This is a genomic window from Streptomyces sp. NPDC008086, assembly GCF_042957325.1.
GTDB lineage: Bacteria > Actinomycetota > Actinomycetes > Streptomycetales > Streptomycetaceae > Streptomyces.
The window spans coordinates 32,315-44,964 of record NZ_JBIBIA010000014.1; the positions used below are offsets into that span (position 1 = coordinate 32,315).

Here is a 12,650-nt window from a genome sequence, read left to right on the forward strand (position 1 = left end):
GGTCTTCCCCCTCAGTGGCCGCGGAACGCCTCCTCCAGCCACCAGGACCCGTGATCGGCGACCACCTTGGCGTCGATGAGCAACGGCGCGGACCGCGGACCGGCGACCCAGTCCGCCACGGCCTTCAGATCGGCCGGCGTCCGCACGGTCACCGCCTCGAAGCCATGACCCCGCCCCACGGCGGCGATGTCCGTCGGCGGGAAGCGCACCGTGTCGAGCGGATGCCCGTCGGGACCGAAGTGGTGCACCTCGGCGCCGTACGCCTCGTCGTCGTACACGACGACCACCATGGGCAGCCCGAGCCGCCGTGCGGTGTCCAGCTCCACGGCGCTCATCAGCGCGCCGCCGTCCCCGAGCGCCGCGACGGGCAGCCGGTCCGGCCGGGCCAGCGCCGCGCCGATCGTGGTGGCGAGTCCCAGCCCGATCGACTGGAACGCCTGTGTGAAGCAGAAGCCCCGCTCGTCCGGCACCGACAGATACGCGCTCGGGTAGCCCATGAAGTTCCCGGAGTCCACGCCCACCACCCGCTCCGCGGGCAGGATGTCGTCGAGCGCGATGCTCAAGGTCCTCGGGTCGATCCGCTCCCGGGTGCCGGTGTCCTCGTACGGCACGTCCCGCAGCCGGACGCGCGCCGCGAGGGCGGCGCCGATCTGCGGTATCCGGTAGCCCTGCCTCGGTTCGTCAGCCGCCTCGGACGCCCGGCGCGCGGTGAGCCGGACGTCGCCGGTGACTCCGAGGTGCACCGGCCGGTGGGCGCCGAGTGCCGACGGGTCGTCGTCGACCTGGACGACGGTGGCGTCGGCGCCGATCAGACGCCCGTGCCGCGTGGTCCACATGTTGAGGGCGCAGCCCCAGCCGACGACCAGGTCCGCGCCCTGGATCAGTTCGCAGGCCAGGGGTGAGGCGAAGCCGCCGGAGATCCCCAGGGTCCAGGGGTCGCCGTGGAAGAGGCCGTGGGCGACGGCCGAGGTCGCGAGCAGGGCGCCGTACTGCTCGGCGAGGGCCTCCAGGGCCTCGCGGCAGCCTGCCCCGCGCGCTCCCCGGCCGGCCACGAAGACGGGTCGCCGGGCCTGCCCGAGCAGCCGGGACAGAGCGGCCACCTCGTCCGGGTCCGGCTCGACCGCGACCCGTTGCCGCAACGGCGCGGCGTGCGCCAGGGCGCCGTCGGGGACCTCCAGCGCCTGCACCGGCAGGGGGAGGTTGAGCAGCACGGTACGCCGCTCCCGCACCGCCAGCCCGACCGCCACGCACGCCTGATCGACCGCTTCCTCCGCCGACGTGACCCGCACCGGAACCGCGCCCACCGCGCGGGCCAACGCCTCCTGGTCGACGTAGAAGTTGGACCGCGGCTCGGTCACCTCGGCCGCGAGCACGACGAGCGGCGTACGGCTCTTGGCCGCCTCCGCGATGCCGGTCATGGCGTTCGTCAGGCCGGGCCCCTGGTGCACGCTCACCACCGCGACCGTCCCGCTGGTCCGGGCGTAGGCGTCGGCCATCGTCGCCGCGCCGCCCTCGTGGCGGGCCGCGACGAACCGCGCCCCCGCGGCGACCATCGCGTTGGTGACATGGAAGTTGCCCGATCCGACCACTCCGAAGACCTGGTCGACCCCGGCCGCGCACAGCGCCCGGCCGACCGCTTCCGCGACCTTCATGGGCGGCCCCGCTCCACCAGCGCCAGGATGCGGGCGGGAGCCCCGGAGCCGGTCACGATGGGCAGGGGTCCGGCGATGACGACGGAGCCGGTCGGCGGCAGCGCGGCGAGGTTCTGCAGTTGCGTCAGGCCGTACTTGTCACTGCCCATGAGGTAGGAGTGGCAGGGGTAGGCGGGCTCGAAGGAGTGGGCGCGCCCGGCGTCCGTGCCGACCGTCTCGACGCCGAGGCCGATCACCGGTGCCTCCTGGGCCACCCAGCGGGCGCACTCCGCGGACAGACCGGGGGTGTGCGGGCCGTTCTCGTCGGCGTTGAGGAAGGCCTGCTGATCGTGCGAGCGGGCGTCCCAGCCGGTGCGCAGCAGCAGCCAACCGCCTTCGGGCAAGGGGCCGTTGTCCGCCTCCCAGGCCTTGACGTGGTCGACCTCGACCAGGAAGTCGGGGTCCTTGGCGACCTCGGCGCTGAAGTCCAGCACGGCCGCCGGTGCGATCAGTCTCCCGGCCGGCACCGAGGCCACGTCGGTGAGGTCCTTGCCGGTGACCCAGTGGTTCGGGGCGTCGAAGTGGGTGCCGGTGTGCTCGCCGCTGCGGAAGTTGTTCCAGTACCAGGCGGGGCCCCGGTCGTCGTAGCGGCTGATCTCCTCCAGTTCGAAGACGGCGCTCTGCCCGAACCGGGGCGGCAGTTGGATCACCGGTGTCGAGGAGGACAGGGGCGAGGTCAGGTCGACGACTTCGATCGATCCACCTCGCAACGCGGACACCAGCGAGGCAAGGACGGACGGCTCGGACATGGACGCCTCCTCGAACGGACCGTGCTCGGACTGACAGCATCTCAGTCCCGCCTCCCGCCTCTTGACGCGTCAATGACAACAATGGCTTCATGTTTCATGGGAGCGCTCCCACCTTGCGCGGAGCGCGCTGACCGACGCGCCAGGGAAGGGACCATGGAAGGGAACACCATGCGCGGCACCCGCCACTTACCCTCGCGGATCATTCCGCTGCTCGCCCTGCTGGTGGCCGCCTTGTCGATGCCCATCGGCCTGTCAATCGCGCCGCGCGCGGCAGCGGCCGCCGCCGCGGCGGTATCGGCCGCCCCCGTCCGCGTCATGCCCCTGGGCGACTCGATCACCGGCTCGCCCGGCTGCTGGCGGGCGCTGCTCTGGAACCGGCTCCAGAACGCCGGACACACGGACGTCGACTTCGTCGGCACCCTCAGCCACCAGGGCTGCGCGCAGGCGCACGACGGCGACAACGAAGGCCACGGCGGTGAGTTGGCAACCAATGTGGCCGACCAGAACCTGCTGCCGGGGCGGCTCGCCGCCACCCTCCCAGACATCGTTGTCATGCACTTCGGTACGAACGACGTGTGGAGCAGTGTCTCCCCCGACCGCATCCTCGCCGCCTACACCAAGCTCGTGCAGCAGATGCGGGCGAGCAACCCGGACATGAAGGTCCTGGTCGCGCAGCTCATCCCCATGAACCCGAGCCAGTGCGCGACCTGCGCCCAGCGGGTCGTCGACTTCAACGCGCGGATACCGGACTGGGCCGCGGCCACGGCTACCGCCCGTTCCCCGGTCACCGTGGTCGACCAGTGGACGGGCTTCGACACGGCCGTCGACACCTACGACGGGGTGCATCCGAGCGCCTCCGGCGACGAGAAGATCGCCGCTCGGTGGTATCCGGCGCTGGCCGCTCTGCTCGACGCGGACCCGGGGGATCCGGGAGACCCCGGTGATCCGGGCGACCCGGGCGATCCGCCCGCCTGCACCGCGTCCTTCCGTGCCGTCTCCTCCTGGCAGGGCGGCTACCAGGGTGAGGTGACGGTGACCAACACGTCCGCCTCCTCCGTCTCGGGCTGGACCGCCACGGTCGTACCGGCGGCCGGGGCCCGTCTCACCCAGGTCTGGAACGGCACCCTCGGCACCGGCGCCGACGGCACCGCGACCGTCGCCAACGCGGCGTGGAACGGCACGTTGGCACCCGGCGCGAGCGCGATCTTCGGATTCGTCGCCGATACCCCGGCAACGGCCGGCACCCCGACGGCGACTGTCACATGCACGGCGCGCGCCGCGTCCTCCTGACGCACCGTCACCCCCTCTCACCCCACGGAGCCGCCATGAGATCCCGCACCGGCATCACCCCACGAACCGCCCCGCGAACCGTCCCACGAACCGCCCGGCGCACCCCCCGGCGGATGGCCGCGGTCGTGGCCGCCGTCCTGGGCCTGCTCGTCCCGCTGCTCTCCTTCGCCACGCCCGCCCAGGCGGCGGCCACCGGCCTGCACATCCAGAACGGGCGCCTACTGGAGGCGTCCGGGAACGACTTCGTCATGCGGGGCGTCAACCACGCCCACACCTGGTACCCGGGCGAGACCCAGTCGCTGGCCGACGTCAAGGCGCTGGGCGCCAACACCGTCCGCGTGGTCCTCTCCGACGGCCACCGCTGGACCAGGAACAGCCCCGAGGACGTGGCCGCCGTCATCGCGCAGTGCAAGGCCATCCGGCTGATCTGCGTGCTGGAGGTGCACGACACCACCGGCTACGGGGAGGAGGCCGCGGCCGGGACGCTCGACCACGCGGCCGACTACTGGATCGGCCTGAAGGACGTGCTCGCCGGTGAAGAGGACTACGTCATCGTCAACATCGGCAACGAGCCCTGGGGCAACACCAACCCCGCCGGCTGGACCGAGCCCACGATCGCGGCCGTGAAGAAGCTGCGCGCCGCCGGGTTCGCCCACACGATCATGGTGGACGCGCCCAACTGGGGCCAGGACTGGCAGGGCGTCATGCGCGCCAACGCCCGGACCGTCTACGACGCCGACCCCACCGGCAACCTGATCTTCTCGATCCACATGTACAGCGTCTACGACACCGCCCAGGAGATCACGGACTATCTGAACGCCTTCGTCAACGCCGGACTGCCGCTCCTCATCGGTGAGTTCGGGGGTCCGCCCGACCAGTACGGCGACCCGGACGAGGACACCATGATGGCCGCCGCCCAGCAGCTCCGGCTCGGTTACCTGGCCTGGTCCTGGAGCGGCAACACCGACCCGGTCCTCGACCTGTCGATCGGCTTCGACCCGGCGCGGCTGAGCTCCTGGGGCCAGCGCATCTTCCACGGCGCGAACGGCATCGCCGCCACGTCCGAGGAGGCCGACGTCTACTCCTCCTCCGGCGGCGACACCACTCCCCCGACCGCGCCCGGCACCCCGACCGCCTCCGCCGTGACGTCCTCGTCCGTCACCCTGAACTGGGCCGCCGCCACCGACGCGACCGGTGTCACCGGCTACGACGTGGTCCGCGTCGCCGGCGGAACGGAGACCGCGGCCACCACGACGACCCGCACCTCGGCCACCGTGACCGGCCTCGCCCCGGAGACCTCGTACACCTTCGCCGTCTACGCCCGCGACGGCGCCGGCAACCGCTCCCAGCGCTCCGGCACGGTGGCGGTGACCACGTCGTCCGGTGGGCCGACGGCTTCGTGCGCGGTGGCGTACCGGGTCGCGAACGAGTGGCCCGGCGGCTTCCAGGGCGAGGTCGTCATCCGCAACACCGGCAGCACGGCGATCAACGGATGGACGCTGCGCTGGACCTTCCCGGACAGTCAGCGTGTCAGCAACCTGTGGGGCGGCACCGCGACGCAGGGCGGCGCCCACGTGAGCGTGGCCTCCGCGCCGTACACGGCGGCGATCGCCCCGGCGGGCTCGGTCACCCTGGGCTTCACGGCCACGAAGGGCGCCACGAACCCGAGCCCCGCGTCGTTCACCCTCAACGAGTCGGCCTGCTCGGCGGCCTGACCCAGGCCCAGTCCCAGCCCTCCTCGGCGTCCCGGTGGGTCAAGGCGCCGAGGAGGGCGCACCGGTGATCGCCCGGACGTGTCCTCGGCGTCGACCGGCGTCGGCCCGCGGCCGGGCCTCCTCAGCGGGAGCGCCGGGACAGGGCCTCCAGGACCGCGACGGCGCGGTCGGCGTGTTCGTGCGGCACGAAGAGGTGGTCGTGGTGGTAGCCGGCCACGACGTTGCAGCTCAGGCCGGCGTCGGCGAGTTCCCGTGCGAACGCCGCGGTCAGGCCGACGGCGTGGAGCGCGGACTGGACACGCAGGGTGATCCAGCCGGCCACATAGTCGTACGCGAGGCCGGCCGCGTCCGCCTCCTCCTGCCGTACCACCAGGGTCAGTCCCTCCGGCTCGGCGACCGTGACGGCGGGGGTGGTGCCGGCGGGCACGTCCCCCTCGACCGTGGTGAACACGTAGCGGCCCGGGTTCAGCCGCGGACGCATTCCGCTCAGCAGTTTGTTCAGGTCACTCTCGCCGGCCATGGGCCACACATTACGGCGGAGGGAACCCGAGGGCACGTGGCGGCGTTCTCCTCTGATGACGGGGTGCGTCGGCCGGTCCGCCGACGACAGGAACGGGGATGACACGATGAGCGACAAGGCCCGCAAGCTGTTCGAGGCGCTCGACCTCGACGAGAACGGGACCCTGACCCGCGCGGAGGTGATCATCGCGCTGCGGACGAAGGGGCCGTCCCTGGCCGCGTCGGGGGATCTGCCGTTCTGGGGCCTGGGAGACGAGCACGCCTCCTCCGCGCTGTTCGACGCCGCCGACCAGAACGGCGACGAGGTGCTGACCCTGGAGGAGTTCACGGCGGTGGTGGACCGCCGTTTCGGCTGGCGGTGACAGCGGCCTGACGCCTTTCTTTCCCGCCCTCTCTTACGCCTGTCCCGCCTCTCTGACGCTGCCGGATAGCCCCACAGCGCCGCCGCCCCGCACGGTCTGATGTTGTGCACTTTCTTGACGGCAGTAAGCAGAGAGCCTACCTTCACCGGTGTCCTTCCCCCGGTCAAGGGAGACCGCGATGCCCCCGTCCCCCACCGCATCACCGTCACCGACCAGTCCCGAGAGCACCCGGCAACTCCGCCGGGTCGCGCTCTCCGGGCTGCTCGGTACCGCCGTGGAGTTCTACGACTTCCTCGTCTACGGCACCGTCGCCGCCCTCGTCTTCGGCGAGTTGTTCTTCCCCGGCGCCGACCCGGCCGTCGGCACGATCGCCGCGTTCGGCACCTTCGCCGCCGGCTATGTCGCCCGCCCGCTCGGCGGCATCGTCTTCGGGCACTTCGGCGACCGGCTCGGCCGCAAGTCGATGCTGCTGCTCACCATGGGCCTGATGGGCGGCGCCAGCTTCCTGATCGGCCTGCTGCCCACGTACGACACGATCGGCGTCTGGGCACCGGTCCTGCTGATCACACTGCGCGTCGTCCAGGGCATCGCCATCGGCGGTGAGTGGGGCGGCGCCACCCTGATGGTCGTCGAGCACGCCGGGGAGCGGCGGCGCGGCCTGTGGTCGAGCTTCACGCAGATGGGCGCCCCGCTCGGCTCCCTGCTCTCCTCGCTCGTCGTCACCCTCGTGGTCGCCATGCCCCGGGACGAGTTCGCCGCCTGGGGCTGGCGCGTGCCGTTCCTGCTGAGCGTGGTGCTGCTCGGCGTCGGCCTCTTCGTCCGGCTCAAGGTCGTCGAGAGCCCGCTGTTCGCCGAGGTGAAGAAGGACCGCGCCGAGGCCCGGCTGCCCCTCGTCGACGTGCTGCGGCGTCCCCGGCCGCTGCTGCTGGCCTGCTGTGTCGGCATCGGCGCCTTCACCGCCCAGTCCCTGCTGACCAGTTACCTCATCGCGTACGCCACCGGCATCGGGTACGCCCGCCCGCAGGTGCTCACCGCGCTCACCGTCTCCGCCTGCGTCGCCCTGGTCGTGCTGCCCTGCGCGTCCGCGCTCTCCGACCGCGTCGGCCGCCGCCCGGTCGTCCTCGCCGGAGCCCTCACCTCGGCCGCGCTTGCCTTCCCCGTCCTCGCTCTGGTCGACTCCAGGTCACCCGGACTGCTGATCCTCGCCGTCGTCCTCGGCCACGGCATCGCCCAGTCCGTGATGTACGGCCCGCTGGGCGCGCTGCTCACCGAGATGTTCGGCACCCGGGTCCGCTACACCGGCGCCTCCCTGGGCTACCAGGGCGCCACCCTCATCGGCGCCGGCTTCTCCCCCATGATCGCCGGCAGCCTGGTGGCCGGCAGCGGCGACGGCACCCCCGTCGCCCTGCTGATCTGCGGCGGCTCCCTGATCACCGCGCTCACCGTCTGGTTCGTGCGCGAGACCAGCCGTACGTCCCTCTCCGGCTCCGCGTCCGAACGCTCCCGCGCCCCCCACACCCAGGAGATCTCCGCATGACGACCGCCACCGCGGCCCCGGCGGCGCACACGCGCCGGACCCGTACCCGCCGACGTACCCGCACCGCCTGCGCGGCGGCCTTCCTCCTCGCCGTCACCGCGCTGCCCGCCTCGACCGCGGCCGCCGCGTCGGACACGACCCACGTGGACGGCCGGCTCCCCTCGGGCGCCACGTACATGATGGACGTGCCGGCCCACTGGAACGGCACCGTCCTGCTCTTCAGCCACGGTTACGCGTCCGGCCCGGCCAACCCCGCGCAGAACGCCCCGGACGACGCCACCAAGGCCCTGCTCCTGCGCGGCGGATACGCCCTGGTCGGCTCCTCGTACGCCACCACCGGCTGGGCGGTGACGGACGCGGTGCCCGACCAGCTGGCCACGCTGAGCGCCTTCACCGAACGCTTCGGTGCGGCCTCCCGCACCATCGCCTGGGGACGGTCGTACGGCGGGCTCGTCACCACCGCCATCGCCGAGCGCAACCCGGACCGGATCGACGGGTCGCTCTCGCTGTGCGGCCTGGTGCACGGCGGGGTCGCCAACTGGAACAACACCCTCGACCCGGTCTTCGCCCTCAAGACGCTCCTCGCCCCCGACTCCGACGTCCCGCTGGTGGACATCGCCGACCAGGCGGCCGCCGACGACGCGGCCGACGCCCTGACTTCGGTGGTCGACTCGGCGCAGACCACCGCCGAGGGGCGGGCGCGTATCGCCCTCGCCGCCGCCCTGCACAACATCCCCGTCTGGAACCAGCCCACGCAGCCCCGGCCCGCCGCCACCGACTGGGACGCCCAGCAGGCCAACCAGTACGAGGCCGTCAAGGGGCTGCTCCGGATCGCCGCCTTCAACCGGCGTCAGGAGTCCGAGGCCCGGGCGGGCGGCAACATGTCCTGGAACACCGGCGTCGACTACGCCCGCATGCTCGGCGAGTCCTCCGTCCGCAAGGAGGTCACCGAGCTGTACCGGAAGGCCGGTCTCTCCCTGCGCGCCGACCTCGCCGCCCTCAACCGCGCCCCGCGCATCGGCGCCGACCCGGAGGCCGTGGCCTGGATGAGCCGCACCAGTTCCTTCACGGGTGAGCTGACCAAGCCGCAGCTCTCCGTCCACACCGTCGGCGACGCCCTGGTCCCCGTGCAGACGGAGAGTGCCCTGAAGCGGGCCGTCACCGCCGCCGGTTCGGCGCCGCTGCTGCGGCAGGCGTACACGGACAACGCCGGGCACTGCACCTTCAGCCCTGCCGAACAGCTCTCGGCCCTGCACGCCCTGGAGGACCGTCTCACCACCGGCAAGTGGACCGGTACCGATCCGGGGTCCCTCAACTCCCGTGCCGCGAAGGCGGATCCGACGACGCCCACGCGCTATGTGCCGTACCGTCCCACGCCCTATCCGCGGCCGTACGACCTTGCCCATCCCGGCGACCGGCGGTGACGCCGTACGACCGCCCGCCGCGGCGTCGGTGGGCGGTCGTACGCTGTGCTCCGTGGAGGACGACGACATCCTGGACGGTCAGGGCAGCTCAGCGGGGCCGCAGCAGCGCCCGCAGTCCCTCATGCTGACCTTCTTCGGCAACCACGTCCTGGAGGAAGGCGACCTGTGCGTCTACTCGGGCAGCATCATCGACGTGCTCGGCCGGGTCGGGGTCGGTGAGCAGGCCGTGCGCTCGACCCTCACCCGGATGGTCAACCGCGGGCTGCTGCGGCGTCAGCGCGAGGGCCGCAAGATGTTCTTCGGCCTGACCCCGCAGGCGACCCGCGTCCTTCAGGACGGCCGCACCCGCATCTGGCAGCAGGGCGCGGTCAACGACGACTGGGACGGCTCCTGGACCCTGCTCGGCTTCTCCCTCCCCGACTCCTGGAAACGCCAGCGCCACGACCTGCGCTCCCGGCTCACCTGGTCCGGGTTCGGGGCGCTGTACAGCGGTCTGTGGATCGCGCCCGGGAAGGTCGACGTCGCCGCCGTGGTCGCGGAGCTGGGCCTGGCGGACCACGTCAAGATCTTCCATGCCCAGGCGGACGCCGCCACCGACATCGCGCAGATGATCCACGGCGCCTGGGACCTGGAGAGCATCGCCGCGCGTTACGTCACCTTCGACAAGCGGTGGACGGCCCGGCTGGACGCGGGCTCGGGCGACGACCCGATCGGCACCCGGCTGCGGCTGGTCAGCGAATGGCTCTGGACCATCCGCACGGACCCGCGGCTCCCCGCCCGGCACCTTCCCCCCGACTGGCCGGCCCACGCCGCCCAGGAGACGTTCCGCCGAGTCGCCGAGCACACCGAACGGCCCGCCCGGCTGATGGCGCGGGATCTGCTGGAGACGACACAGTCGAGGTAGCACGCGGCCAGGTGTCACCCGGTGGGCGCAAGGGGCGCTACGACGGCTCGCGAAACGCCGCCCGTGGTCCTTCGCGGCCCTCCCCCGACCGGCGAACATGCGATGTCATGGACATCTTGCTCGTCGCCAGCGCGTTCAACAGCCTTTCCCAGCGGCTGTACGCCGAACTGTCGGACCTGGGGCACCGGGTGGACGTCGTCCTCGCCTCGCACGGCCCCGACGCGGTCCGGGACGCCGTACGGGAGGGGCGTCCGGAGCTGGTCGTCGCCCCGATGCTGAAGACAGCGTTGCCGGAGGACGTGTGGCGGGAGCGCACCTGCCTGATCGTGCACCCCGGGCCACCCGGTGACCGCGGCCCGTCCTCCCTGGACTGGGCGATCAACGAGGAGGCGCGGGAGTGGGGGGTGACGGTGCTGCAGGCCGAGGCGGCGATGGACGCGGGCGACGTGTGGGCCGAGGGGTCCTTCGCGGTGGCGCCGGTCGGCAAGAGCGACCTGTACCGGGGCGAGGTCTCCGACGCCGCCGCGGCCGCCGTCCTGCTGGCCGTACGGCGGTTCGCCGAGGGCTCGTTCAAGCCGAAGCCGCAGAGCGACCCGGCGATCCAGGTGGTGTGGCGCGACGTCGTCCGCCAGGCGCGGCGCCGGATTGACTGGGAGAACGACGGCACGGCCGCGGTGGTGCGCAAGCTCCGCGGCGCCGACTCACAGCCCGGCGTGCTGGACGAGGTCTGCGGCCGGGAGGTGTTCCTGCACGGCGGGCACCCCGAGGACCTGCTGCGCGGGGACCCCGGCGAGTTGCTCGCGACGCGGTCCGGCGCGGTGTGCCGGGCCACCCGGGACGGCGCCGTGTGGATCCCGGAACTGCGCCCCCGTAAGAGCTCCGGCGACCCGGCACCGTTCCGTCGGCCGGCTGCCTCCGTGCTCGCCGGATTCCCGGCTCCGCCCGGCACCCGGGGCAGGCCCGGTTCGAGCGACCGCCCGCACTGGCTGCCGGAGATCGCCGCCCCGCTCACCCTGGCCCCGGGCCGCACCACCTGGAGCGACATCCGTTACCGGCAGCGCGGTGACGTCGGGTTCCTGAGCTTCTCGTTCCCCGGCGGGGCGATGAGCACCAACCACTGCCGCCGGATGCTCGCCGCCTACCGGTACGCGCTCACCCGCCCCACCTCGGTGCTGGTGCTCGGCGGCGCCCGGGACTTCTTCTCCAACGGCATCCACCTCAACGTCATCGAGGCGTCGAGCGACCCGGCGGGTGAGTCCTGGTCCAATCTCAACGCCATGAACGACCTGGTCGAGGCGGTGCTGCGGACCACCGACCGGCTGGTGGTCGCGGCCCTCGGCGGCAACGCGGCGGCCGGCGGTGTCATGCTCGCCCTGGCCGCCGACGAGGTCTGGTGCCGCACGGGCGCCGTCCTCAACCCGCACTATCGGCGCATGGGCCTGTTCGGGTCGGAGTACTGGACGTACTCGCTGCCGCGCCGCGTGGGAGCCGAGACGGCCGAGCGACTGACGACCGAGGCGCTGCCGCTGAGCGCCGCGACCGCCCAGCGGATCGGGCTGGTGGACCGTCTGGTGCCGGTCCCGTCCCAGCAGTTCACCTCCGAGGTCGAGCGTCTGAGCTCCGATGTGGCCGCGGATCCGCACCTCACACGCCGGATCACCGCCAAGGCCACGGCACGGCACGCGGACGAGCTCCAGCGGCCCCTCGCCGAGTACCGACGCGACGAACTCGCCCGGATGCGCGCCGTCTTCTTCGACCCGCGCGCCCCGTACCACGCCCTGCGCTCGGCCTTCGTCCGCAAGCAGCCGGGCGGTTCGCCGAACCCGCTGGCCACCGGGGGTGCGTGTTGAGTGCCCGGCTGCTGGTGGCGGGCGTCGGCAACATCTTCCTCGCGGACGACGCCTTCGGCCCCGAGGTGATCCGCGCCCTGGACCGCCGCCCGCTGCCGTCCGAGGTGCGGGTACGGGACTTCGGCATCCGCGGGATGGACCTGGCGTACGAACTGCTCGGCGGCTACGCCACGGCCGTCCTGGTCGACGCGGCGGCGCGGGGCCACCGGCCCGGCACCCTGTCGTTGATCGAGCCGGAGCCACCGGACGGCACCACGGGCGCCGTTCCGCCCGAGGCGCACGGCATGGATCCGGCGAAGGTGCTGGCCCTGGCCACGCATCTGGGCGACGAGCCGCTCCCGCGGGTGCTGGTCCTGGCCTGCGAGCCCGAGTCGCGGCTCCGCGGCGACGAGGACATCGCCCCGGGCATCAGCGCGACCGTGCGGGACGCGGTCGAGCGGGCCGTCTCGGCCCTGCACTCGATGGTTCCCGTGCTGCTCGCCGACCCGACGGCCACGCCCCTGTTGAGCCGCCCGGAGGAATCCACGAACCCGTCCGAGCAGTCCCCGGCCCCCTCCCCGGCCAGTCTCCCGCGCCTCGTGGTCGAGGGCGCCGAGGATCGGTAGCGGT

Annotated in this window: 11 protein-coding genes; 8 read left to right on the plus strand and 3 right to left on the minus strand. The window is 72.7% G+C overall.

Annotated elements, in window-relative coordinates; all coding sequences use genetic code 11:
• Positions 1 to 11: 11 nt before the first annotated feature.
• Both ACFZBP_RS37385 and ACFZBP_RS37390 read right to left on the minus strand, forming a co-directional pair.
• Positions 12 to 1,652: a thiamine pyrophosphate-binding protein gene (locus tag ACFZBP_RS37385; protein ID WP_391420174.1), complete on the minus strand. Its 1,641-nt coding sequence runs from the start codon at positions 1,650 to 1,652 to the stop codon at positions 12 to 14.
• A complete protein-coding gene (locus ACFZBP_RS37390; protein ID WP_391420176.1) occupies positions 1,649 to 2,440 on the minus strand; it encodes a cyclase family protein in 792 nt (263 codons plus the stop codon). Before ACFZBP_RS37390 ends, ACFZBP_RS37385 begins: the two co-directional genes overlap by 4 nt.
• Before the next feature lie 168 nt (positions 2,441 to 2,608).
• Here ACFZBP_RS37390 and ACFZBP_RS37395 point away from each other — a divergent pair, with 168 nt between their 5' ends.
• Positions 2,609 to 3,730 carry a GDSL-type esterase/lipase family protein gene (locus ACFZBP_RS37395; protein WP_391420398.1) on the plus strand — a complete coding sequence of 374 codons (1,122 nt, stop codon included), beginning with the start codon at positions 2,609 to 2,611 and terminating at the stop codon, positions 3,728 to 3,730.
• Positions 3,731 to 3,843: 113 nt separating this feature from the next.
• Positions 3,844 to 5,445 carry a cellulase family glycosylhydrolase gene (locus ACFZBP_RS37400; protein WP_391420400.1) on the plus strand — a complete coding sequence of 534 codons (1,602 nt, stop codon included), beginning with the start codon at positions 3,844 to 3,846 and terminating at the stop codon, positions 5,443 to 5,445.
• Between the two features lie 121 nt (positions 5,446 to 5,566).
• Here the strand turns inward: ACFZBP_RS37400 and ACFZBP_RS37405 are convergent, their stop codons facing one another.
• Positions 5,567 to 5,965, minus strand: coding sequence for an ACT domain-containing protein (locus ACFZBP_RS37405; RefSeq protein WP_391420178.1), 399 nt, complete (start codon positions 5,963 to 5,965; stop codon positions 5,567 to 5,569).
• 106 nt (positions 5,966 to 6,071) lie between these two features.
• On the opposite strand from ACFZBP_RS37405, the gene ACFZBP_RS37410 reads away from it, so the two are divergent.
• The 6 genes from ACFZBP_RS37410 (at position 6,072) to ACFZBP_RS37435 (ending at position 12,646) form a co-directional block, all read left to right on the plus strand.
• Entirely contained in the window at positions 6,072 to 6,326 is a 255-nt protein-coding gene (locus ACFZBP_RS37410; protein WP_383458335.1) for an EF-hand domain-containing protein, read from the plus strand.
• 178 nt (positions 6,327 to 6,504) lie between these two features.
• Complete coding sequence (locus ACFZBP_RS37415) at positions 6,505 to 7,863, plus strand: MFS transporter (RefSeq protein WP_391420181.1); 1,359 nt, start codon at positions 6,505 to 6,507, stop codon at positions 7,861 to 7,863.
• Positions 7,860 to 9,287: a prolyl oligopeptidase family serine peptidase gene (locus ACFZBP_RS37420; protein WP_391420183.1), complete on the plus strand. Its 1,428-nt coding sequence runs from the start codon at positions 7,860 to 7,862 to the stop codon at positions 9,285 to 9,287. Before ACFZBP_RS37415 ends, ACFZBP_RS37420 begins: the two co-directional genes overlap by 4 nt.
• A gap of 52 nt (positions 9,288 to 9,339) precedes the next feature.
• Entirely contained in the window at positions 9,340 to 10,191 is an 852-nt protein-coding gene (locus ACFZBP_RS37425; protein ID WP_391420185.1) for a PaaX family transcriptional regulator C-terminal domain-containing protein, read from the plus strand.
• Between the two features lie 107 nt (positions 10,192 to 10,298).
• On the plus strand, positions 10,299 to 12,041 hold the full coding sequence (locus ACFZBP_RS37430) for an enoyl-CoA hydratase-related protein (protein ID WP_391420187.1): 1,743 nt from the start codon (positions 10,299 to 10,301) through the stop codon (positions 12,039 to 12,041).
• Complete coding sequence (locus tag ACFZBP_RS37435; protein ID WP_391420402.1) at positions 12,038 to 12,646, plus strand: hydrogenase maturation protease; 609 nt, start codon at positions 12,038 to 12,040, stop codon at positions 12,644 to 12,646. The genes ACFZBP_RS37430 and ACFZBP_RS37435 overlap by 4 nt, the downstream gene beginning before the upstream one ends.
• The last annotated feature ends 4 nt before the right edge of the window (positions 12,647 to 12,650 follow it).

Bases quoted from the DNA above. Each gene is read 5' to 3' on its own strand.
- ACFZBP_RS37385 (WP_391420174.1), bottom strand. From the start codon at position 1,652: ATGAAGGTCGCGGAAGCGGTCGGCCGGGCGCTGTGCGCGGCCGGGGTC.
- ACFZBP_RS37390 (WP_391420176.1), bottom strand. From the start codon at position 2,440: ATGTCCGAGCCGTCCGTCCTTGCCTCGCTGGTGTCCGCGTTGCGAGGT.
- ACFZBP_RS37395 (WP_391420398.1), top strand. From the start codon at position 2,609: ATGCGCGGCACCCGCCACTTACCCTCGCGGATCATTCCGCTGCTCGCC.
- ACFZBP_RS37400 (WP_391420400.1), top strand. From the start codon at position 3,844: ATGGCCGCGGTCGTGGCCGCCGTCCTGGGCCTGCTCGTCCCGCTGCTC.
- ACFZBP_RS37405 (WP_391420178.1), bottom strand. From the start codon at position 5,965: ATGGCCGGCGAGAGTGACCTGAACAAACTGCTGAGCGGAATGCGTCCG.
- ACFZBP_RS37410 (WP_383458335.1), top strand. From the start codon at position 6,072: ATGAGCGACAAGGCCCGCAAGCTGTTCGAGGCGCTCGACCTCGACGAG.
- ACFZBP_RS37415 (WP_391420181.1), top strand. From the start codon at position 6,505: ATGCCCCCGTCCCCCACCGCATCACCGTCACCGACCAGTCCCGAGAGC.
- ACFZBP_RS37420 (WP_391420183.1), top strand. From the start codon at position 7,860: ATGACGACCGCCACCGCGGCCCCGGCGGCGCACACGCGCCGGACCCGT.
- ACFZBP_RS37430 (WP_391420187.1), top strand. From the start codon at position 10,299: ATGGACATCTTGCTCGTCGCCAGCGCGTTCAACAGCCTTTCCCAGCGG.